Source organism: Allobosea thiooxidans, assembly GCF_900168195.1.
GTDB lineage: Bacteria > Pseudomonadota > Alphaproteobacteria > Rhizobiales > Beijerinckiaceae > Allobosea > Allobosea thiooxidans.
Window position 1 is genome coordinate 257,967 of the sequence record NZ_FUYX01000003.1, and the last position, 22,369, is coordinate 280,335.

General features: G+C 68.6%; 19 protein-coding genes. 6 read left to right on the forward strand and 13 right to left on the reverse strand.

All coding sequences use genetic code 11. The annotated features are described in order from the left end of the window. Positions 1 to 334: 334 nt before the first annotated feature. Complete coding sequence (locus B5Y19_RS07100) at positions 335 to 685, reverse strand: winged helix-turn-helix domain-containing protein (RefSeq protein ID WP_055726878.1); 351 nt, start codon at positions 683 to 685, stop codon at positions 335 to 337. Positions 686 to 692: 7 nt separating this feature from the next. Next, positions 693 to 1,211: a free L-methionine (R)-S-oxide reductase MsrC gene (locus B5Y19_RS07105; RefSeq protein ID WP_055726877.1), complete on the reverse strand. Its 519-nt coding sequence runs from the start codon at positions 1,209 to 1,211 to the stop codon at positions 693 to 695. 141 nt (positions 1,212 to 1,352) lie between these two features. Here B5Y19_RS07105 and B5Y19_RS07110 point away from each other — a divergent pair, with 141 nt between their 5' ends. Together B5Y19_RS07110 and B5Y19_RS07115 are read left to right on the forward strand one after the other, a co-directional pair. Then, on the forward strand, positions 1,353 to 1,784 hold the full coding sequence (locus B5Y19_RS07110) for an NUDIX hydrolase (protein WP_055727034.1): 432 nt from the start codon (positions 1,353 to 1,355) through the stop codon (positions 1,782 to 1,784). Beyond that, positions 1,777 to 2,574: a class I SAM-dependent methyltransferase gene (locus B5Y19_RS07115; RefSeq protein ID WP_079591279.1), complete on the forward strand. Its 798-nt coding sequence runs from the start codon at positions 1,777 to 1,779 to the stop codon at positions 2,572 to 2,574. Before B5Y19_RS07110 ends, B5Y19_RS07115 begins: the two co-directional genes overlap by 8 nt. 72 nt (positions 2,575 to 2,646) lie before the next feature. Here the strand turns inward: B5Y19_RS07115 and ssb are convergent, their stop codons facing one another. The 10 genes from ssb to B5Y19_RS07165 form a co-directional block, all read right to left on the reverse strand. Then, a complete protein-coding gene (gene ssb / locus B5Y19_RS07120) occupies positions 2,647 to 3,183 on the reverse strand; it encodes a single-stranded DNA-binding protein (RefSeq protein WP_055726875.1) in 537 nt (178 codons plus the stop codon). Between the two features lie 198 nt (positions 3,184 to 3,381). Further along, the gene (locus B5Y19_RS07125) at positions 3,382 to 3,954 is read right to left on the reverse strand and encodes a biotin transporter BioY (RefSeq protein ID WP_055726874.1); all 573 of its coding nucleotides are present in this window, start codon (positions 3,952 to 3,954) and stop codon (positions 3,382 to 3,384) included. Positions 3,955 to 4,261: 307 nt separating this feature from the next. Next, positions 4,262 to 5,293: an amino acid ABC transporter substrate-binding protein gene (locus tag B5Y19_RS07130; protein WP_079591280.1), complete on the reverse strand. Its 1,032-nt coding sequence runs from the start codon at positions 5,291 to 5,293 to the stop codon at positions 4,262 to 4,264. Between the two features lie 38 nt (positions 5,294 to 5,331). Then, entirely contained in the window at positions 5,332 to 5,913 is a 582-nt protein-coding gene (locus tag B5Y19_RS07135; protein ID WP_244555509.1) for a L,D-transpeptidase, read from the reverse strand. Positions 5,914 to 5,972: 59 nt separating this feature from the next. Continuing rightward, a complete protein-coding gene (locus tag B5Y19_RS07140; RefSeq protein ID WP_139384291.1) occupies positions 5,973 to 6,512 on the reverse strand; it encodes a hypothetical protein in 540 nt (179 codons plus the stop codon). A gap of 172 nt (positions 6,513 to 6,684) precedes the next feature. Then, positions 6,685 to 9,627 carry an FAD-binding and (Fe-S)-binding domain-containing protein gene (locus B5Y19_RS07145; RefSeq protein ID WP_055726870.1) on the reverse strand — a complete coding sequence of 981 codons (2,943 nt, stop codon included), beginning with the start codon at positions 9,625 to 9,627 and terminating at the stop codon, positions 6,685 to 6,687. A 64-nt stretch (positions 9,628 to 9,691) separates the two neighbouring features. Continuing rightward, the gene (locus B5Y19_RS07150) at positions 9,692 to 11,215 is read right to left on the reverse strand and encodes a tripartite tricarboxylate transporter permease (protein WP_055726869.1); all 1,524 of its coding nucleotides are present in this window, start codon (positions 11,213 to 11,215) and stop codon (positions 9,692 to 9,694) included. Positions 11,216 to 11,225: 10 nt separating this feature from the next. Continuing rightward, positions 11,226 to 11,726 (reverse strand): tripartite tricarboxylate transporter TctB family protein, encoded by a 501-nt coding sequence (locus B5Y19_RS07155; protein ID WP_055726868.1) that lies wholly within the window; start codon positions 11,724 to 11,726, stop codon positions 11,226 to 11,228. A 180-nt stretch (positions 11,727 to 11,906) separates the two neighbouring features. Further along, the gene (locus B5Y19_RS07160; protein ID WP_055726867.1) at positions 11,907 to 12,890 is read right to left on the reverse strand and encodes a Bug family tripartite tricarboxylate transporter substrate binding protein; all 984 of its coding nucleotides are present in this window, start codon (positions 12,888 to 12,890) and stop codon (positions 11,907 to 11,909) included. Positions 12,891 to 13,057: 167 nt separating this feature from the next. Continuing rightward, entirely contained in the window at positions 13,058 to 13,783 is a 726-nt protein-coding gene (locus B5Y19_RS07165; RefSeq protein ID WP_079591281.1) for a GntR family transcriptional regulator, read from the reverse strand. 146 nt (positions 13,784 to 13,929) lie between these two features. Here B5Y19_RS07165 and B5Y19_RS07170 point away from each other — a divergent pair, with 146 nt between their 5' ends. Further along, positions 13,930 to 15,129, forward strand: coding sequence for a pyridoxal-phosphate-dependent aminotransferase family protein (locus B5Y19_RS07170; RefSeq protein ID WP_079591282.1), 1,200 nt, complete (start codon positions 13,930 to 13,932; stop codon positions 15,127 to 15,129). Between the two features lie 193 nt (positions 15,130 to 15,322). On the opposite strand, the gene B5Y19_RS07175 is transcribed toward B5Y19_RS07170, so the two are convergent. Beyond that, a complete protein-coding gene (locus B5Y19_RS07175) occupies positions 15,323 to 15,991 on the reverse strand; it encodes a GntR family transcriptional regulator (RefSeq protein WP_079591283.1) in 669 nt (222 codons plus the stop codon). Positions 15,992 to 16,435: 444 nt separating this feature from the next. On the opposite strand from B5Y19_RS07175, the gene uvrA reads away from it, so the two are divergent. The 3 genes from uvrA to B5Y19_RS07190 all read left to right on the forward strand — a co-directional run bounded on the left by uvrA (position 16,436) and on the right by B5Y19_RS07190 (position 22,196). Next, positions 16,436 to 19,420 carry an excinuclease ABC subunit UvrA gene (uvrA, locus tag B5Y19_RS07180; RefSeq protein ID WP_055726864.1) on the forward strand — a complete coding sequence of 995 codons (2,985 nt, stop codon included), beginning with the start codon at positions 16,436 to 16,438 and terminating at the stop codon, positions 19,418 to 19,420. 126 nt (positions 19,421 to 19,546) lie between these two features. Continuing rightward, the gene (gene aspT / locus B5Y19_RS07185) at positions 19,547 to 21,214 is read left to right on the forward strand and encodes an aspartate-alanine antiporter (protein ID WP_079591284.1); all 1,668 of its coding nucleotides are present in this window, start codon (positions 19,547 to 19,549) and stop codon (positions 21,212 to 21,214) included. 655 nt (positions 21,215 to 21,869) lie between these two features. Beyond that, complete coding sequence (locus B5Y19_RS07190) at positions 21,870 to 22,196, forward strand: hypothetical protein (protein WP_055726862.1); 327 nt, start codon at positions 21,870 to 21,872, stop codon at positions 22,194 to 22,196. Positions 22,197 to 22,369: the final 173 nt, after the last annotated feature.

Genomic DNA, 22,369 nt, shown 5'->3' on the forward strand with positions numbered 1-22,369 from the left:
TCGCTCGAGGCATGTCGCCCCGGCCGTTTCCGGCCCGGGCTTCGTCCAGATGCCGCTCTCGCCGGAGGTTGCCCCTCCACCGCACGCAGCCATGCGGGCGTTTCCGACCTCGGTCGCTTTCTCATTGTAATCATTACAAAAAAGACCTGCAGCGATGGCGCTGCACGTGCGATACGCCTGTGCGAATCGAGGGGGCATGTCAAGGCAAACCGGCCTGCCGTCCGCGTCCTGCCGGAGCCGATCCGACGCGTGCGAGCCCGGCTCCGCCGGCACCGGCGAGCGATCTTCATAGCCGCCATTCGGAAGACGCAATGCCGCCCGAGGGGCCGTCAGCTCAGGGTTCCGGGCTGCGCTCGATCTCGGCCTGGAGGGCGGCCAGGTGCTCGGCGGCGGCGGCGCCTGCCGCCTGTTCCACCGCCCTGAAGCGGGTGATGAGCGCGCGGCCGAGCGGCGAGAGCGTCGCGCCGCCGCCATTGCGCCCGCCGATCTGGCGCTCGACCACCGGCTTGCCGAACAGCGTGTTCAGCTCCTCGACCAGATCCCAGGCGCGACGATAGGACATCTGCATCGCCCGCCCGGCAGCCGAGATCGAGCCGAGCTCGGCGATGTGCTCGAGCAGCGCGATCTTGCCGGGGCCGATTCGCCCTTCCGGGTCGAGCTGGATGCGCAGGCTGAGCGAGGGCATGGCGCCCTCAGGAGGCGGCGGCCAGCCCGGCGTCGGCCGTCTCGCCACAGGCTGCCAGATAGATCGCCGCAATCCGCTCGATGCCGGCCTGGTCGGCCGCGTCGAAGCGCGCTGGCGAGGGGCTGTCGAGGTCGATCACCCCGATCGCGCCGCGGCGCCCGATCAACGGCACCACCAGCTCGGAGCGGGAGGCGGAATCGCAGGCGATATGGCCGGGAAAGGCATGGACGTCCTCGACCAGGACCGAGGCGCCGCGCGCCACGGCCGTGCCGCAGACGCCTTTGCCGACCGGGATGCGGACGCAGGCCGGCTTGCCCTGGAACGGGCCCAGCACCAGCTCGCCGCCGCGCATCATGTAGAAGCCCGCCCAGTTCAGATCGGGCATCATCTGGAACAGCAGGGCCGAGGTGTTGGCCGCATTGGCGACGGGGTCGCTCTCACCGGCGAGCAAAGCCGCAAGCTGCTCCGCGAGCTGCCGGTAGAACTCGGCCTTGTCGCTGCTGTCGATGCCGCGCGCCTCGAACATGATCCCGCGCCTCGCCCATAGTCTCGATCGATGAACCGCCCGTCTCCTAGCACCATCGGGCCGGCCGCGCCATCGCGCCCCCTTCCGGAGCGGGACCGCCCGTGCAAACTCGTGCCGACGCATCAGGACAGGGAATCGGCCTTGATCGAGGGTTCCGGTCGGATCCGCATCGCCACCGCGCTGCTGACCGATACGCGCAAGCGCATGCTGCTGGTGAGGAAGCGCGGGACGCTCGCCTTCATGCAGCCGGGCGGCAAGATCGAAGCCGGCGAAGAGCCGGCCGAGGCGCTGCTGCGCGAGCTGCGGGAGGAGCTCAACCTCTTCGCGAGCCCCGAGGCGCTGCGCTATCGCGGCCGCTTCGCCGCGCCCGCCGCCAACGAGCCCGGTTTCATCGTCGAGGCCGATGTCTTCCTGCTCGCCATCGCGACGGAACCAGAGCCCGCCGCCGAGATCGCCGAGTTGCACTGGCTCGAGCCGGGCCGCGATGCGCCCGTGCCCGTCGCCCCGCTGACACGGGACCATGTCATGCCGCTCTGGCGGCGCGAAGCCGCGGAGATCGTGCAGGATGACTGAGACAGGACCAGCCGTGACCGGCCGCCGCGCCGATGGCAGCGCCGGCGACGCCGATTACGGCCGGATCGGCCAGGGCTATGCCGCCTACCGGCAGCCGGAGCCGGCCATCGCCGCGCTGATCGAGGCCGCGCTCGGTCCCGCCGGCAGCATCCTCAATGTCGGCGCCGGCGCGGGCTCCTACGAACCGCGCGGCCGCGCCGTCACGGCGGTCGAGCCCTCGGCCTCGATGCGCGGGCAGCGCCCGGCCGAGCTCTCCGCCGCGATCGACGCGACGGCGGAGGCCCTGCCCTTCGCCGATCGCTCCTTCGACGCCGGCATGGCGACCTTCACCGTGCATCAGTGGCGCGACCTCGAGGCCGGTCTCCGCGAAATGCGGCGGGTGACGCGCGGGCCGGTCGTGATCCTGTCCTGCGATCCGCAGCTGGTGCAGGACTTCTGGCTCAACGACTATGCGCCGGAGGTGCTGGCGACCGAGGCGCGGCGCTACCCTTCGCTGGCGCATCTCGGCGCGGAGCTCGGCGGCTCGGTCGAGATCAAGGCCGTGCCGATCCCCCTCGCCTGCCGGGACGGCTTCAACGAAGCCTATTATGGGCGGCCGGAATGCCTGCTCGACGCGGGCGCGCGCGCAGCCTGCTCGGCCTGGAGCTTCGTCGGCGAGGACGAGAACGCGGCTTCGCTCGACAGGCTGCGGCGCGATCTCGAATCCGGCGACTGGGATGCCCGCCACGGGGCGCTGCGCCGCCAGCCGCATTATGCGGGATCGCTGAGCCTCCTCGTCGCCCGGCCCTGAACGGCAAGAGGGCCGGTTCTTGCCGAACCGGCCCTCTCTCTTGTCCTTCCGCGCCGGCCCGAAGCCGCGGGCCTAGAACGGGATGTCGTCGTCGAGATGGCTCGAGGAGGAGCGGCCACCGCCCCCGCCGCCCGAGGACATGGCAGGCTGGCGTGATCCGCCGCCCCCGCCCATCGCGCTGGAGCGCCCGAAGGAGCCGCCCGAGCGGTCCTCCATCGAGCCGCCGCCGCCCTCGCCATATTCGTCGGAGCCGCCCTGGCGGCTGTCGAGGATGGTGAGCTCGCCGCGGAAACGCTGCAGGACGATCTCGGTCGTATATTTCTCGACGCCGGACTGATCCTGCCATTTGCGGGTCTGGAGCTGGCCCTCGATGTAAACCTTCGAGCCCTTCCTCAGATACTGCTCGGCGACCTTCGCGAGATTCTCGTTGAAGATCACGACCGAGTGCCACTCGGTGCGCTCCTTGCGCTCGCCGGACTGCTTGTCACGCCAGGTTTCCGAGGTCGCGATGCGCAGATTGACGACGGGCTCACCGCTGCCCAGGCGACGCACCTCGGGATCGCGCCCGAGATTGCCGACCAGGATGACCTTGTTGACGCTGCCAGCCATGACAGGCTCCACTTCCTGCGCACTAATACAAAACCCGGCCGAGCGACCGGAGCCGAACCCTATCGGCGGATCATCGCATTATCAACGATGTTCTCTTTTTGTTCAAGTCGCTCGAGCCGACTTTTCCCCGGATATCGTCGGATCGTCGCGGGCGCGTGAGCGGCCCCGCCGAAGCGGAGCCGCGTCGCGCGGGCGCCGTCAGCCGCGGCCGTTCCGGGCGAAAGCCCGCAGCGTCGCAGCCGCCAGGGCCGATTTCAGCGCCGCGCCGAGCAGGAACGGCGTGACGCCGACCGCGACGGCCTTGGGCAGGCCGATCAGCACCGAAAGCCAGGCCGCCCCGCCCAGCAGGCACAGGGCGTTGCCGGCGAGCATCGCAACCAGGGCGAGCCCCGGACGGCTGCCGTTCCAGCCGCGCTCGGCGAGCCAGCCGGTCAGCGCCGCGGCCAGCGGGAAGACGAGCAGATAGCCGCCGGTCGGGCCGGCGAAATAGGCGGCCCCACCGACGGCGCCGGCGAAGACCGGCAGCCCGATGGCGCCCTGCAGCAGCCAGGCGACCACGGTGGCGGCACCGAGGCGCCAGCCATAGAGCGCGCCGACGAGCGTGACCGCGAAGGTCTGCATCGTCATCGGCACGGGCAGCATCGGCACCTTGATCTGGGAAGACAGCGCCAGCAGCAGGCTGCCGATGACCACAGCCGCGGCCTGCCAGGCCAGCGAACGGCCCTGGGGGCGCAGCGGGCTGAAGACGCGATCGAGGGCAAGGTCGCTCATGATACCTCCTGAGAGAATTATCTATAATTAGATCATTCGATCTACAACGCAGCCGTAACCAAGCGCGAGAGCGATGGCAAGAGACGGGGCGAGAGCGATGGTCGGGTTCCCGCCGGCTTCGCCCCGAGACGGCTTCGCACCCGTGCCCGCACCGCCGGGACTGGGCGCGCGTCATTGGGAAAGCGCCAAAGCCGGGACGCGCAGACGCCAACGGCCCGCGCTTCGGCGGGCCGTCGGTCTTCATCATGCGCGTTTCAGAGCGGCGCTGCGGCCGGCTTGATCCATGGACCGCCGGCGGCAGCCGGTATCAGCGCAGCGGCGGGGCGTAGAGCACGCCGCCCATGTTCCAGAGCTGGTTGAGGCCGCGCGGGATGCCGAGCTTGGCCTGTGCGCCGAGGTTGCGCTCATAGATCTCGGCATAGTTGCCGGTCGCCTTGACGGCGCGGATCGCCCAGTCGTCGGAGAGGCCGAGCGCCTTGCCGAAACCGCCCTCCGCGCCGGTGAAGCGCCGGACCTCGGGCTTCTGCGACTTCATCGCCTGGTCGACATCGGCGACGGCGATGCCGAGCTCCTCGGCATTGATCAGCGCGAAATTGACCCATTTCACCACGGTGAACCAGGGAAAGTCGTCGCTGCGCACGACCGGCCCCAGCGGCTCCTTCGAGATCACGTCGGGCAGGACCACGGCCTCGGCCGGCTTGGCGAGCTTCTGCTTCTCGCCGTGCAGAGCGGACTGGTCGCGGGTCAGCACGTCGCACTGCCCGGACTGGAAGGCGGCGAGCGCTTCGGCAGCACCCGGAAAGGCCTTCTCCTCATAGGTCATCGAATTGGCCTTGAAGAAGTCGGCGAGGTTGAGCTGCGTCGTCGTGCCGGCCTCGACGCAGATCTTCGCCTTGTCCAGCGACAGCGCCCCGTCGACGCCGAGCGAGCGCTTGGCCAGGAAACCCTGGCCGTCGTGATAGCTGATGCCGGCGAAGGCGAGGCCGAGCTCCGCCTCGCGCCCCAGCGTCCAGGTCGAGTTGCGCGCGAGCAGGTCGACCTTGCCGCTCTTCAGCGCGTCGAAGCGCTCGCCGGCCGAGAGCGGCGTGAAGGCGACCTTGGTCGCGTCGCCGAGGACGGCGGCCGCGACGGCACGGCAGAAATCGACATCGAAGCCGCTCCACTTGCCGTCGGCGTCCTTCTCCGAAAAGCCGGACACGCCCTCGCTGACGCCACATTGCAGCGTGCCGCGCTGCTTCACCGAATCGAGGGTTCCGGCAGCGGCCGGCGTCGCCACGGCCAGGGCAGCGATGACGCCGAGGCCGAGGCCCTGGGCGCGAATCCGTCGGGTCTTCGACATGGCTCTCTGTTCCTTTCGAAGCGCGTCAGCGCGGCACGTCACAGCGTGGCCTTGTGGCGGATGATCACCTTGGTCCCGACGGGGACGCGGTCAAAAAGATCGACGATGTCGCCATTGGCGAGGCGGAAACAGCCCGAGGAGATGGCCTGGCCGATCGTCTCCGGCTGGTTGGTGCCGTGGATGCGGAACACGGTCGAGCCGAGATAGAGGGCGCGCGCGCCCATCGGGTTGCCGGGGCCGCCGGCCATGAAGCGCGGCAGATAGGGCTGGCGCTGCAGCATCTCCGGCGGCGGGCGCCAATCCGGCCACTCGGCCTTGCGGCTGACCTGGACCTGGCCGGACCAGGTGAAGCCCTCGCGGCCGACGCCGATGCCGTAGCGCAGCGCCCGGCCATTGCCCTGGACCACGTAGAGGAAGCGCTCGCCCGAATGGATCACCACCGTGCCGGGGGCCTCGTTGGAGCGGAACAGCACCATCTGGCGGGCATAGGGCCCGTCGGTGATGCTGACCTCCTCGGTCGAGACGCGGCCCGGCTCGTCACCGATATCCATCGTCTCCTGCATCGCGGCAGGCGGGCGCGGCTGCGCCGCGGCCGGGGAACCCCAGGCCGCCAACACCATCGCACCCGCCACAGCCAGCGGACCCCAAACGCAGTCTCGACGCATCCGATTACTCCCGATCAGCCGCAGCGGACGAAGATGAAGGTGCCATAGCGGCGGTGAGCATCCGGATCGACGAAGCGCATCACCAGCATCGACTTGGTCGCCGAGATGATCTCGCGATCCTGCGGGTCGCCGGCCGGCGCCTCGAAGCCGAGATAGGCCTTGTTGCCCGGCCCCGCCTTGAGGCGCAGCTCGTAGAGCTTGGGATCATCCGCGACATGCATCATGACGCCGTCGCTCGGCCCCTTCGCCACGACATAGGGCTGCTTGCATTGCGACCGGGCCTCGGCCTCGGTCCGCTTGCGGTCCTTGTCGTTGTGGAAGGAAGCGACGCCCCAGCGGCCGACGACCATATCGAGGCTGACATTGCTGGGCGCGGTGATCGCAACGGTCGACGGCCGTGCCTCCTGCGCGCTGTCGGAGGCGCAGCCCGCCAGGAGCAGGCCCGCCAGCACCGGGATGGCTGCGAATTTCGCCCAGGACGAAACCACGCCATGGGCGCCCCCTCGCGCCCGACCGAAACTGTCGTCGCTGCTTCCGCTTGGTGGAAAATCCATGATGCCCCCTGCTCCCTCATCGCAAGAAGTGATCCGGCCACCGGCATGCATGTTGCCGTTCAGCGACCGCCGCTTCGCCATTAAGATTCATTTCTCCCCGAAAGGAAACGGGGAAGTCGCATGCCCGCCTCCCATCTTCGAGTCAGGAACGGTTTCGCCGCCCGCGCCGGCGCTAGCGCTCGAGCGCAAGCTCGAGCACGCGGGCGACATGCAGCGCCTCGCGCTCTGCGCCATCGCGAATCTGATGCCGGCAGCTCGTGCCGTCGGCGACGACGAGATCCTCCGCCCCCGCCTTGCGCACCGCGGGCAGCAGGGAAAGCTCCGCCATCGCCAGCGACACGTCGATGGTCGCCGCCCCGTAGCCGAAGGCGCCCGACATGCCGCAGCAGCTCGATTCGATCGGCCGGACATCGAGCCCCGGCACGGCCCGCAGCACGGTTTCGACCGCCCCCATCGCCGCGAAAGCCTTCTGATGGCAATGGCCGTGCAGATGGGCGACGCGCCCGGCCTGGTCCTTCAGCGGCAGGCTGGTCGTGCCGGCCGCGAGATCGGCCGCGAGCAGCTCTTCGAGCAGGAAGGCGGCCTTGGCCGCCGGCTCGGTCTCTGCCTTGGGCAGCAGCGCGCCGAACTCGTCGCGGAAGGTCAGCAGGCAGGAGGGCTCCAGGCCGACGATCCGCGCGCCCCGCGCGACGAAGGGCGAGAGCGCCTCCAGCGTGCGCCGCGCCTCGGCGCGGGCCTCGTCGACCAGCCCGGCCGACAGGAAGGTCCGGCCGCAGCAGAGCGGCCGGTCGCCGTCCCGGGCCCCGACCTTGTGGATGCGGTAGCCGCCGGCGGCGAGGACACGCTCGGCCGCCTCCAGGTTCTCGCGCTCGAAATAGCGGTTGAAGGTGTCGCCGAAGAGCACGATGTCACGGCCGTCGCCCTTCACATCGGCCGGCGTCGCCGCATTGCCCGCCTGCCGCCAGGGCCTGCGCCAGACCGGCAGCGAGCGCCGCGCGCTGAAGCCGAGCCAGCGCTCCGAAAGCCGCGCCAGCAACGGCACGCGATCGCGCAGATTCATCAGCGGCGCGAGCTTCGCGGCGATCGGCGCGTAGCGCGGCAGGAAGGCGATCAGCCGCTCCTTCAGCGGCAGGCCGTGCTTCGCATGGTAGTGATGCAGGAACTCGACCTTCATCCGGGCCATGTCGACGCCGGTCGGGCAGTCGCGCTTGCAGCCCTTGCAGGAGACGCAGAGATCGAGCGTCTCCTTCATCTCCGGCGAGGTGAAGGCATCGGGACCGAGCTGGCCGGAGATGGCGAGGCGCAGGCTATTGGCCCGTCCGCGCGTCAGATGCTCCTCGTCCCGCGTCACGCGCCAGGACGGGCACATCGTGCCGCCCGCCAGCTTCCGACAGGTGCCGTTGTTGTTGCACATCTCGACGGCGCCGCCGAAGCCGCCCCATTCCGACCAGTCCAGCGCCGGCGCAGCCGGGATCGGCGTGGCATAGCCGGGCGGGAAGCGCATCAGCGAGCGGTCGTCCATCCGCAGCGGCCGCACGATCTTGCCGGGGTTGAGGCGGTTCTCCGGATCGAACCCGTCCTTCACCGCCTCGAAGGCGCGGGTCAGCGACGCCCCGAACATCGGCTCGACGAATTCCGAGCGCGAGATGCCGTCGCCATGCTCGCCGGAATAGGAGCCCTCGAAACGGCGCACCAGATCGCAGGCCGCCTCGGCGATGTCGCGCATCGCGGCGACGCCGGCCGCGTCCTTCATGTTCAGGATCGGGCGCACATGCAGGCAGCCGACCGAGGCATGGGCATACCAGGTGCCGCGCGTGCCGTGCCGGGCGAACAGCTCGGTCACCGCATCGGTGTAGTCGGCGAGGCGATCGAGCGGGACGGCGCAGTCCTCGATGAAGGAGACCGGTTTCCCGTCGCCCTTCATCGACATCATGATGTTGAGGCAGGCCTCGCGCACCTCCCAGACCGGCTTCTGCCGGGCGGGCTCGACGACCTCGACCACCGCATCGGGAAAGCCGAGATCGGCCATGCACTGGTCGAGGCGCCTGAGATCGCGCTTCAGCGCGTCGAGGTCGTCGCCGGCGAACTCGACCAGCAGCAGGCAGTTGGGCTGGCCGCGGGTGATGTCGGAGAGCGTGCGCACGAAGAGCGGGATGTCGGCGCCGAGAACGAGCACGTTGTTGTCGACGAGCTCGACCGCGACGGGGCCGAGCGCCACGATGTGCCGCGTCGTCTCCATCGCCGCCCGGAAGCTCGGAAAATGGCAGACGCCCATGACGCGATGCGCCGGCAGGGGCGAGAGCTTCAGCGTCGCCTCGGTGGTGATGGCGAGCGTGCCCTCGGAGCCGACGAGCAGATGGGAAAGGTTGGGATTCGCAGGCAACAGCTCGTCGAGATTGTAGCCCCCGACCCGGCGCTGCACCTTCGGGAAGATGCGCTCGATCTCGTCGCGCCGGCCGTCGGCGAGCGCGACCAGCCGCGCCATCAGCTCGCGGATGCGCGGCGAGGCGTTGCCGCCAAGGGCGCCCTCGCCCAGCGCGAAGGCTTCGCCATCATGGAACTGGGCGCGCAGGGCGAGCACATTGTCGACCATCTTGCCATAGCGCAGCGAGCGCGCGCCGGAGGAGTTGTTGCCGGCCATGCCGCCGATGGTGCAGCGGCTCGCCGTCGAGGGCTCGACCGGGAAGAACAGCCCGTCCTTCCGCACGAGGTTGTTGAGCTGCTCCAGCACGATTCCGGGCGCGACCGAGATCGTCCGCGAGGCCGGGTCGTAGTTCCGGACGGCGTTGAAGTGCCGGCTCATGTCCAGAATCAGCGCATCGCCGATCGGCTGGCCGTTCTGCGAGGTGCCGCCGCCGCGCGCGATCACCGGCACGCCATGCTCGGCAGCGACGCCGAGCGCCGCCGCGATGTCGGCCTCGGTCTTCGGGAAGGCCACGCCCTGCGGCATGATCTGGTAGATCGAGGCATCGGTGGCGTAGCGCCCGCGGGTGAAGGCGTCGAAGCACACCTCCCCTTCCAGCGCCTGCGCCAGGCGGCGCTCGAAGCCGAGATTGCGGGCATGGGACCTGGCAGGGGATCTGGCGGACGTCTCGGCGAGCACAGTCTGATTCATAATCTCGTGGTTCCACCCCACCGGCGCACGGTCGTCCCGCGCCGTTCCGCGGCCGCCATCCGGATCACTCCGCCGCCGCCGGCTTCTCGGCCCGGCCGCGCCGGTTCAGCGCCGCGATCAGGTCGCCGACCGGTCCCCAGAACAGCAGCATCATGGAGAGCAGGACGAGCGTCGTCACCAGCCCGTTGGCCCAGAAGACGTCGAGCGCGCCGCCGGAGCCGATCAGCGCCTGCCGGAAGGCATCCTCCGCCCGGTCGCCGAGCACCAGCGCCAGCACGAGCGGCGCCAGCGGATAGTCGAGCTTCTTGAAGACATAGCCGACGACGCCGAAGACCAGCATCAGCCAGATGTCGAAGATCGAGTTCGAGATCGTATAGGCGCCGATGGCGCAGACGATCAGGATGACCGGGGCGACGAAGGAGAACGGGATCCGCATGATCGCGGCGAAGAGCGGCACCGTCGCCAGCACGATGATCAGCCCGGCGATATTGCCGAGATACATCGAGGCGATCAGGCCCCAGACGAAATCCTTCTGCTCGACGAAGAGCATCGGGCCCGGCTGGAGGCCCCAGACCAGCAGGCCGCCGAGCAGCACGGCGGCGGTGGCGGAGCCGGGAATGCCGAGCGCCAGCATCGGCAGCAGCGCACTGGTGCCGGCCGCATGGGCCGCGGTCTCGGGGGCGAGCACGCCCTCGATCTCGCCCTTGCCGAAATTCTTGCCATGTTTCGAGAAGCGCTTGGCGAGGCCGTAGCCCATGAAGGAGGCGGCGATGGCGCCGCCAGGCGTCACGCCCATCCACATGCCGACGATCGAGGAACGCACCAGCGTCGCCCAATAGCGCGGCAGCCCGGCCCAGGTCCGCAGCACGACCTTGAGGTCGATCTTCGCCTGCTTGCCCTTGAAGACCAGCCCCTCCTCGACGGTGAGCAGGATCTCGCTGACGCCGAACAGGCCGATGACCACGATCAGGAAGTCGAAGCCGCGCATCAGCTCGGTCGAGCCGAAGGTCATGCGCAGGTCGCCGGAGATTGAATCGAGGCCCACCGCCGCGAGCAGGAAGCCGAGGCAGAGCGAGGCCAGGATCTTGGCCCGGTTGTCCCGCCCCATGCCGATGAAGGAACAGAAGGTCAGCAGGAAGACGGCGAAGAACTCGGCCGGGCCGAAGCGCAGGGCGAAGGAGGCGACGAGCGGCGCCACGAAGGTGATCAGGACGACGCCGGAGAGCGCGCCGATGAAGGAAGCGGTGAAGGCGGCCGTGAGCGCCTCCGCGGCCTTGCCCTGCACCGCCATCGGATAGCCGTCGAAGGTGGTCGCGACCGACCAGGCCTCGCCGGGGATGTTGAACAGGATCGAGGTGATCGCGCCGCCGAACAGAGCGCCCCAGTAGATCGAGGACAGCAGGATGATCGCCGAGGTCGGGTCCATGCCGAAGGTCAGCGGCAGCAGGATCGCGACGCCGTTCGGCCCGCCGAGCCCGGGCAGCACGCCGACGATGATGCCGAGCACCACGCCGATCGCCATGAAGCCGACATTGTGCCAGGACAGCGCGATCTGGAAGCCGGTGAACAGGGAGGAAAGGTCGTCCATCGGCCGGGCCTCAATAGCCGAGCGCGGCTTCCAGCGGGCCCTTCGGCAGGGGCACGCGGAACTGCAGCTCGAAGATCCAGAAACAGGCGAGCGGCACCAGCACGGCGGTGAGCAGGATGCTCCACCAGCGCGCGGTCGCGATCACGCCCATGAAGACAACGATGAAGATCGCCGCGGCGACATAGAGGCCGAGCGGGGCGATCAGCGCCACGAACAGCACGAGCGGCCCCAGGACTCGCACCACCTGCGCCAGCTGGCGCCAGGTGACGAAGACCTGGTTCTCGGACCGGAAGGACTGGAAGAGGATGAACAGAGCGGCGGCGAGGAAGAGCCAGCCGACGCGGGCGGGGAAGAAGCCGTTCTGCGGGCCGCCGTCCCATCCGGCGCCGCGGCCGTAGGAATCCCAGAGCACGAGCCCTGCGAGCCCGATCAGGATGGCCGCCGTGGCGACCTCGACCGGCCGGCGCGCGATGCCGGGTTCCGGAGCTTCAGCTTCATCTGGGCTCGACACGATCCGTCTCCTTCACGTCATCCCGGACAGGCCGCCCTCGGGTCCGGCCTTCGGTCGGCCCAAGGGCAGGCTCTGCGGCGCCGGTCCGGGCTCCATGCCCGGAGCGTTCCGGCATGGAACCCGGGTCTTCGCCTCGCTCCGCCCGGGACGCCCGGGATCGAAGGCGGCGAAGACGCACGCTCACTTCGCCATGAAGCCGGCTTCGCTCATCAGCTTGGCGTGCTTTTCCTCATCGGCCTTGAGGAAGGCGACGAAGGCATCGCCGTCGCGATAGTCGGCGACGAGGGCGCTGCGGGCGAGGTAGTCCTTCCACTCCGGCGCCTCGGAGACCTTCTTGAACAGGCCGACGTAATAGGCCTGCTGTTCCTTGGTGACCTTGCCCGGCATGAACATGCCGCGCAGCATCTGGTAGGTGACGTCGAGGCCCTGCGACTGGCAGGTCGGAATGTCGGCCCAGGACTTCCCGTCCGCGACCGGCTCCTTGTAGGTCATCTGCTTCTCGGAGAAGACGCAGAGCGGCCGCGTCGCGCCGCCGCGCCAGTTGGCCACGTCCTCGGCCGGGTTGTTGGTGGTCGCCTCGACATGCTCGCCGGCGAGCTGGGTCGAGGCCTGGCCGCCGCTGGTATGCGGGATGTAGGAGAATTTGACGCCGCCGGCCTTCTCCATCGCGAAGACGATGAGGTTGTCCTCGCGCTTGGAGGAGGTGCCGCCAACCTTCATCGGCGGCGTCGAGGTCTTGGCCTTGGCCATCAGGTCGCCGGCGTTCTTGTAGGGCGCCTTGGCGTTGACCCAGAGCACGAAGGAATCCTGCGCCATCATCGCGACGGGCGTGTAGTCCTTCCAGTTCAGCGGCAGCTTGGTCGCCATCGGCGTCATGAAGATGCCGCTCGAGGTGGTGATCAGCTTGTGCGGGTCGCCGGCCGATTTCTGGATGTCGAGCATGCCCTCGGCGCCGCCGGCGGCCGGCTTGTTGACGACGATGATCGGCTGGGAGGCGAGATTGTGCTTCTGGATGATGCCCTGCATCGTCCGCGCCATCTGGTCGGAGGCGCCGCCCGCCGAGAAGGGCACCACGATCTCGATCGCCTTGGTCGGCTCCCAGGCCGCCGCCGGCGAAACGCCGGCTGCAAGCGCCGCGCAGGCGGCTAGCCAATGCTGCTTCATCTTCCACACCTCCCTGATCGCGCTCTGACGGCGCCGTTCGGGAAGCCTAGAACCAAAAAATTTTGCATTCAATCCGAAAAATGAATGCATGCATTTTGAAACATGATGCTGCGATCGCGGAGCCCGACACCGCGAAAGATCGGCCGGGCGTGCCCGCCGCCCCTGTCCTATTCGGGAATTTCGGCCGGCTCGGCCTGGCGCAAGGCCGCCTTGCGCTTGTTGCGCAGGTGCTGGAACAGCACGTCGCTGAGCTCGCTGCCGGCGCGGCGGCGCAGGGCATCGAGAATCGCCTCATGCTCGCGCATCGCCTCGCCCCAGCGATCGCGCTGCTTGTCGAGATTGGCGGCATAGCGCACGCGCCGGATCCGGCCGGCGAGGCTGTCATAGGTCGCGCGGAGCGTCGCATTGCCGGCGGCCGCGACGATCATGCCGTGAATCTCCTGGTTGCACTGGAAGTAGCCATGGAGATCGCGCCGCAGGTAATGGCGGTACATTTCGTGGTGGACGCGCTCGATCTCCGCCACCTCGGCATCGCCGATGCGCTCGCAGGCGAGCCGGCCGGCGAGAGCCTCGAGCCCGCCCATCACGTCGAAGAGCTCGTGCAGATCCTCGGCGCTGAAGACGCGCACGCGCGCGCCGCGATTGGGCAGCAGCTCGATCAGCCCTTCCGCGGCCAGCACCTTCAAGGCCTCGCGCAAGGGCGTGCGCGAGATGCCGAAACGCTCGCAGAGCAGGCGCTCGGGAACGCGCGCGCCGTCGGCCAGGCTGCCTTCGACGATGTAGTCGCGCAGCGCCGCGACCAGTTCGCCATGAAGCGTGGTCGAGGCGGGAGCTTCCGGGCGGCGCAGCGGCCGCTCCTCGCTCTCATGCGTATCCGAAAGGATCTCGGTCATGACGCCCTGCTAATCGACGCCCATCCCGCTGTCGAGACGTTCTACGGATTATTGCATCCGAAACGATATTGCCAAAGCAAAAAATGAATGCAAAATCTCACCCAAGACAGGCGCGAACCGAAAACCGCGCCCAGGGAGAATTCATCATGGCATCGCAACAGGGCCGTCATTTCCTGCAGATTCCCGGGCCGAGCCCGGTGCCCGATCGCATCCTGCGCGCCATGGACATGCCGGTCATCGACCACCGCAGCGCGGAGTTCGGGCGCCTCGGCCGGGACGTGCTCGACGGCATCAAGACGGTGTTCGGCACGACGCAGCCCGTGGTGATCTACCCCTCCTCCGGGACGGGCGCCTGGGAAGCCGCCATCGTCAACACGCTCTCGCCCGGCGACACGGTGCTGATGGCCGAGACCGGCCATTTCGCCACGCTCTGGCGGCAGATCGCGGCACGCTTCGGCATCGAGGTCGACTTCATTCCCGGAGACTGGCGCCGCGGCGCCGATCCAGCCCAGATCGAGGCGCGCCTCGCCGAGGACCGCGCGCATCGGATCAAGGCCGTCATGGTCGTCCAAAACGAGACCTCGACCGGCTCGACCAGCCGCATCGCCGAGATCCGCCAGGCGATCGACCGCACCGGGCACCCTGCCCTGTTCATGGTCGACACGATCTCCTCGCTCGCCTCGGTCGACTACCGCCACGACGAATGGCGGGTCGACGTCACCGTCTCGGGCTCGCAGAAGGGCCTGATGCTGCCGCCGGGGCTCAGCTTCAACGCGATCTCCGAGAAGGCGCTCGCCGCGGCCAAGGCCAATTCCATGCCCCGCTCCTACTGGGACTGGCAGGAGATGGTGAAGATCAACGCCAACGGCTTCTTCCCCTACACCCCGGCGACGAACCTGCTCTACGGGCTGCGCGAAGCGATCCGGATGCTGCATGAGGAAGGGCTGGAGAACGTCTTCGCTCGCCACCAGCGCCTGGCGGCGGCGACACGGGCCGCGGTGCGCGCCTGGGGGCTGGAGATCCTCTGCGAGAACCCGGCGGAATACTCGCCGGTGCTGACCACGGTGATGATGCCGCCGAGCCATGACGCCGACCAGTACCGCAAGGTCGCGCTGGAGCGCTTCAACATCTCGCTCGGCTCCGGCCTCGGCAAGGTGGCCGGCAAGGTCTTCCGCATCGGCCATCTCGGGGAATGCAACGACCTGACCCTGATCGGGGCGCTCTCCGGCGTCGAGATGGGGCTGGCGGCGGCCGGCGTGCCGCATCGCAGCGGCGGCGTCCAGGCGGCGATGGCCGTGCTCGAAGGCCAGGAGGAGAGCAACACCCGCAAGGCCGCGGTGGCCTGAGCCGGGCGGCGAAGGCCTCTCTTGGAAACGCGCCTGAGCCCTCACCCTGAGGAGCGCCGCAAGGCGCGTCCCGAAGGATGTTTCAGGAGACTCCGGAGGCATCTGGTCCATCCTTCGAGACGCCACTCCCAACGGAATGGCGCCTCAGGATGAGGGCTGGAGTTTCCAAAACGGGCTGAGACCGCGAGCGGCCTCAGCCCTCGATCGAGAAGGCGCCGCGCAGGGCGCCGGAGCGGGTCTGGACCGGCCGCTCGCCGATCCACTGGGCATGGCGCTCGAGGGTCGCGACCGCCGTGCCGACATCGCCCTGGCGCAACGCCGTCAGGATGGCGCGATGGTCCTGGTCGGTGCGGGCCTCCCATTCCGACCGCCAGGCCGAGAACAGGAAGCGGGCGCTGGCGGCGTGCAGATCGTCGATCGCCGCGAGCAGCCGCTTCATCCCGCAGGGCGCGACCAGGATGCGGTGAAAGCGCCGGTTCGCCTCCTCCCAGGCGCGGACATCGGTGGCGGCGTCGCAGGCGCGGCAGGCCTCCTCCGCCCTGTCGAGAATGGCCGGCGTCAGATGCGGCGCGGCATGGCGCAGGGCGAGGCTCTCCAGCGCCGCCCGCATCAGTGCGACCTCCTTCACCTCGGCGAGGTCGAAGGAGGCGACGCGCACGCCGCGGCGCGGCTCGCTCACCGCCAGCCCCTGCGCCTCCAGCCGGCGGAAGGCCTCGCGCACCGGGACATGGCTGGTCGCGAATTCCTTCGCGACATGGTCCTGCCGTAGCCGCGCTCCGGGCTCGATCGCGCCCGAAATGATCCGCTCGGCCAGGGCCTTGGCGATGCGGACGGCGATGGTGTCTTCGGCAGGCTTCGTCATGATTTATAGATAATTCGGCCGAATGCCGGTGTCGATTGCGATCGGCCGGCGTTCCTGGGCTTCGCGCCGGCGAAGAGCCCGGAACCCATGACCACGACGCTCCGTCATGGTCGGGCCTGTCCCGACCATCCACGTCTTCCTTCGTGCAATGGGGGTGTTCAAGACGTGGATGCTCGCCACAAGGGCGAGCATGACGGCTGGAGCAATGTCGTGTTCATGGGTTCCGGGCTCAGGACTGCGGCCTGCCCGGAATGACGGTGATTCCAGTTACTTCGTCCCCGTATGTCAAAACCAACCGAGCCCTCGCCGATGCTGACGTTTTCTGTCAGGACGACGGCAGCAGTCGGCGCGGCTGCGTGCTATTCATGCCGGGCAGATCGCCGCGAGGCTGGAAAGGCCCGGCTTTTGCCCTATCTCTAGCGCTTCATCGCAACGGACGCCCCGATGGCCCGCAAGACCGATATCGCCGCCGCCCAAACGGCTGCCCAGCAAGCTGCTGCGCTGGAAGACATGTTCGACCGCAACCGCGCGGCCGATCCGAACAGCCGCGCCATCACCGTGCGCGGCGCGCGCGAGCACAACCTCAAGAACATCGACCTCGCGATTCCGCGCGACAAGCTCGTGGTCTTCACCGGCCTTTCCGGCTCGGGCAAGTCCTCGCTCGCCTTCGACACGATCTATGCCGAGGGGCAGCGCCGCTATGTCGAGAGCCTTTCGGCCTATGCCCGCCAGTTCCTCGAGATGATGCAGAAGCCCGATGTCGACCAGATCGACGGGCTCTCGCCGGCGATCTCGATCGAGCAGAAGACGACCTCGAAGAACCCGCGCTCGACCGTCGGCACCGTCACCGAGATCCACGACTATATGCGCCTGTTGTGGGCGCGCGCCGGCATTCCCTATTCGCCCGCGACCGGCTTGCCGATCGAGAGCCAGACGGTGCAGCAGATGGTCGACCGGCTGGTCGAGCTGCCGGAGAAGACGCGCGGCTATCTGCTGGCGCCGGTGGTGCGCGGCCGCAAGGGCGAGTTCCGCAAGGAGATGGCGGAGTGGCTGAAGCGCGGCTTCCAGCGCGTCAAGGTCAATGGCGAGTTCTACGAGATCCCGGACGCGCCGCCGCTCGACAAGAAGTTCAAGCACGACATCGACGTGGTCGTGGACCGCATCGTGATCCGGCCCGATCTCGGCGCGCGGCTGGCGGATTCGCTGGAGCAGGCGCTGGAGCTGACCGACGGCATCGCGGTCTTCGAATATGCCGATGAGAAGCAGGAGAACGGCGAAGCGAAGCGCGTCACCTTCTCGTCCAAGTTCGCCTGCCCGGTCTCCGGCTTCACCATCCCCGAGATCGAGCCGCGGCTGTTCTCGTTCAACAACCCCTTCGGCGCCTGCCCGGTCTGCGACGGCCTCGGCCACGAGATGCGGATCGACCCGGACATGATCGTGCCGGATCATTCGCTGACGCTGAAGAAGGGCGCGATCGCGCCCTGGGCCAAGTCGACCTCGCCCTATTACGGCCAGACGCTGGAAGCGCTCGCCAGGCATTTCGGCTTCTCGATGACGAAGCCCTGGTCGGAGCTGCCGGAGAGCGCGCAGAAGGCGATCCTGTTCGGCACCGGCACCGAACCCGTGCGCATGGCCTATAATGACGGGCTGCGGTCCTACGAGGTGAAGAAGCCCTTCGAGGGCGTCATCACCAATATGGAGCGGCGCTGGAAGGAGACCGAGTCGGACTGGGCGCGCGAGGAGATCGGCCGCTTCATGTCCGAGACGCCCTGCGCCGCCTGCAACGGCTATCGCCTGAAGCCCGAGGCGCTGGCGGTGAAGATCGACATGCGCCATATCGGCGAGATCTCGAAGCTCTCGGTGAAGGACGCGTTGGAATGGGTCACCGCCCTGCCCGCCCGCCTCTCGAAGAAGCAGAACGAGATCGCCCCGCGCATCCTCAAGGAGATCCGCGACCGGCTGACCTTCCTGCTCGATGTCGGGCTGGAATATCTGACGCTCGCCCGCGCCTCCGGCACGCTCTCGGGCGGCGAGAGCCAGCGCATCCGGCTCGCGTCACAGATCGGCTCGGGCCTGACCGGCGTACTCTATGTGCTGGACGAGCCCTCGATCGGCCTGCATCAGCGCGACAACGAGCGCCTGCTCGGCACATTGCGCCGGCTAAGGGATCTCGGCAACACCGTGATCGTGGTCGAGCATGACGAGGACGCGATCCTGACTGCGGACTATGTCGTCGATGTCGGCCCCGGCGCCGGCATCCATGGCGGCGAGATCGTCGCCAAAGGCACGCCGCAGGACATCCTCGACGATCCCAATTCGCTCACCGGCAAATACCTCACCGGCGAGATGTCGGTGCCGGTGCCGGAGAAGCGCCGCAAGGCCACCAAGGGCCGCTGCCTCAAGATCGTCGGCGCGCGCGGCAACAATCTCAAGAACGTCGACGTCGAGATCCCGCTCGGCATGTTCACCTGCATCACCGGCGTCTCCGGCGGCGGCAAGTCGACGCTGGTGATCGACACGCTCTACAAGGCGGTGGCGCGCAAGCTGAACGGCTCGATCGAGCACCCGGCCCCGCATGACCGCATCGAGGGCATGGAGCATCTCGACAAGGTCATCGACATCGACCAGTCGCCGATCGGCCGCACGCCGCGCTCGAATCCGGCGACCTATACCGGCGCCTTCACGCCGATCCGCGAATGGTTTGCCGGCTTGCCGGAGGCGAAGGCGCGCGGCTACCAAGCAGGCAGGTTTAGCTTCAACGTGAAAGGTGGCCGCTGCGAGGCCTGCCAGGGCGACGGCGTCATCAAGATCGAGATGCACTTCCTGCCCGACGTCTACGTCACCTGCGACGTCTGCAAGGGCAAGCGCTACGACCGCGAGACGCTGGAGGTGAAGTACCGCGAGAAATCGATCGCCGACGTGCTCGACATGTCGGTCGAGGAGGCGAAGGACCTGTTCAAGGCCGTGCCCTCGATCCGCGAGAAGATGGTGACGCTGGCGCGCGTCGGCCTCGACTATGTCAAGGTCGGCCAGCAGGCGACGACGCTCTCGGGCGGCGAGGCGCAGCGCGTCAAGCTCTCCAAGGAACTGTCGAAGCGCGCCACCGGCCGCACGCTCTACATCCTCGACGAGCCGACCACCGGCCTGCATTTCCATGATGTCGCCAAGCTCATGGAGGTGCTGCACGAGCTGGTCGACCAGGGCAATTCGGTGGTGGTGATCGAGCACAATCTCGAGGTGGTGAAGACCGCCGACTGGGTGATCGACATGGGCCCCGAGGGCGGCGACGGCGGCGGCACCGTGGTGGCGCAGGGCACGCCGGAGGACATCGTCCGCATCGGCAAGGGCCACACCGCGCGCTTCCTCAAGGAGGTGCTGGACCGGCGGCCGATCAAGAAGGGCAAGGTGGTCAGGCAGGCGGCGGAGTAGCAGCCGGCCGGCTGCAATCGCGGGCTGCGCGGCGCGCCTGAGGGGGAGGCCTTGATGGGGCCTTGCGCGCCTTGGAAGCGCGATCGATAGTCTTGGTCGCGGATTGCTCCAAGGCTGGGTTTCATCGTGTCATTCGTTGAACAACCGGTAGTCGCGCTCTTCATTTCCCTGGCCCTCGGCTATCTGATCGGCAAGATCCGCATCGGCTCCATCCAGGTCGGCGGTGTCTGCGGCACGTTGTTCGTCGCGCTGGCGATCGGACAGCTCGGCGTGAAGATCAGCCCGGACCTGAAGAACGTCGCCTTCGCGCTCTTCATCTTCGCGCTCGGCTTCACCGCCGGCCCGCAATTCTTCAACAACATCCGCGGCGGCTGGCGCTACGGCATCCTCTCCTTCGTCGAGGTCGTCACCGTGCTGCTGTTGCTGGCAGCAGCCGTCGCGCTGTTCCGGCTCGACTACGGCACGGCCTCGGGGTTGTTCGCCGGCTCGGCGACGGAATCAGCCGTACTCGGCACGGCGTCCGAAGCGATCGCGCGCCTTGCTCTGCCTGCCGGCGAGATCGAGCGGCTTCAAGGCAACATGGCCACCGCCTACAGCGTCACCTATCTGTTCGGCCTCGTCGCCATCGTCGTCACCGTCACGCAGATCGGGCCGCTGCTGCTCGGGGTCGATATCCGCGAGGCCTCGGCGGCGCTGGCGCGCGATCTCGGCGCCGAGGACGAGGCCGGCAAGGAGAACGGCGTGCCCGAGATCGTCTCGCGCAGCTTCCGCGCCGGGCCGATCGCCGGCAGCACCGTCGGCGCCTTCGAGAACAGCGTCAACGGCGTCGTGACCATCGATCAGGTCGGGCGCGGCGGCGGTTTCACCAAGGCCACGGCCGAGACCTTGCTGGAGCCGGACGACATCGTGCTGGTGCTCGGCCGGCGCCGCTCCGTCATCGCCGTCAGCGAGCGCCTCGGCACGGAGGTGCCGATGCCGGCCGGGGACAATGTCCCGCTGGTCGAGCGCGAGGTCGTGCTCGTGCGGCGCGAGGTCAGCGGGCGCCGGATCCGGGATCTGCGCCGGCTCGCCAGCGCGGAGCAGCGGCGCGGCGTCTTCATCTCGCGCATACGCCGGCTCGGCCAGAACATCCCGGCCCTGCCCGGCTCGGTGCTCGAGCAGGGCGACATCCTGACCCTCTACGGTTCGGAGGATGCGATCCTCCGTGCCGCGCCGGAGCTCGGCCATCTGCTGCCGGCGAGCGCGGCGACGGATTTCGTCATGCTCGGGCTCGGCATCGTCGTCGGCCTCCTGCTCGGCGAGCTCAGCCTGCAGATCGGGGCGCTCAACCTGACGCTGGGCACCGGCGGCGGCGCCCTGGTCTCCGGCCTGTGCTTCGGCTGGCTGCACATGCACCGGCCGGCGCAGGGCGCCATCCCGCCCGCGGCGGCGGGCTTCATGAAGGATTTCGGGCTGGCGACCTTCATCGCCGCGGTCGGGCTCTCGGTCGGGCCGGAGGCCTTCACCCTGCTCAAGCAGTACGGGCTCATCCTGCCGGTCCTGTCGATCCTGGTCTCGGCCCTGCCCGCCCTCGCCTCGCTCTATATCGGCCGCTACCTGCTCAAGATCGAGGCGCCGATCCTGCTCGGCGCCATCGCGGGCCAGCATTGCAGCACGCCGGCGATCAGCGCGCTCGTCTCGCTCGCGGGCAATTCCACGCCGGTCATCGGCTACACCGTCACCTATGCGATCTCGAATGTGCTGCTGCCGCTGATGGGCCCCCTCGTCGTCGGCATGGTCGGGCTCATCGGCTAGAAGGCTTCCGCGCGGTGGTAGCGCAGGGCACGCCTGAGAACATCGTCAGTACGGCAAAGAGCCACTCCGTGCACTTCCTCAAGGTCACTGCCGCGCGAAGACGTGGATGGTCGCCACAAGGGCGACCCTGACGGCGGGGATATCTTCGGCACCTTATCCCCGCCCCTCCTCACCTGCCCTATCCTGCCCTCGCCCATCACCCGAACGGGGCGGCCGTCCGGAGGTATGCTGGAGGTTGGGTGAGGGTCGGCGCCTGCGGGCGGGGGTTACGCCCCGCTCCCGGGAGGCTTCGGGGCACCGCCCTGGGGACACTACGGTCCCTGTGCGAGGAGCTCGCTGGACGGGATGGCGGAAGCGGGCATGCCCGACACCGCGGTGTGGCGCACCCGTCGGGGCGTTGAGGCCGCAGGACAGCATGAGCGGCCGCCGCCTTCCCGAATAAGCGCGGCCCGGAGCCAAAAATCGCCGGAGGCGGAGCGCCACGGGGCGTGCGACGGGTGGCTCAACCCCGCCGCGCCGCAGCCTGGCTCAACGGTTGCGGATTTTCCTCGCGCCTCGCGGCGCTCCGCCAGCCCTGTCCAGCCACCCTTGCGACCCCGCCGCGCGCCAGCGCGGGCGGATGATCCTGCGTGCCTCACCCGACCGGAGCCCCGCCATGCCGAAACGCCAGAACTTCTTCGCCGATCTGCCGCCGATCACCGATTTCGAAAGCTGCCAGAAGGTGCGGCCGATGCTGATGCAGCGCATCGGCGACATTTTCGGCGTCTGGCGCGGCTGCGAGGACAAGGCCTGCGTCCGGGCGCGGAGCTGCCGGCGCAGCGACGGGGCCTGCCTCGTCGCCTTCATGCAGGCGGTGCCGGACCATGAGCGCCGGCTGTTCCGCTATGCGCTGGAGAACCGCCGCAACGGCCTCGACGCCGACGAGGCGTTCGAGCGGGCGCAGGTGCGCGTCGCGGAGGAGATTGCGCGGTTCGGGGAATAAGGGGCCCGCGGCTCCCCGTCATGCTCGGGCTTGTCCCGAGCATCCACGTCTTGCGGCGCTGATGGCGAGCACGGCTTGCGACGCAGCGCTCGCCCAGCCTTCCCCGCAAAGACGGGGATGGTCGCCACAAGGGCGACCATGACGGGGGAGGTTCCGGCGGGGATTCCGTGCCC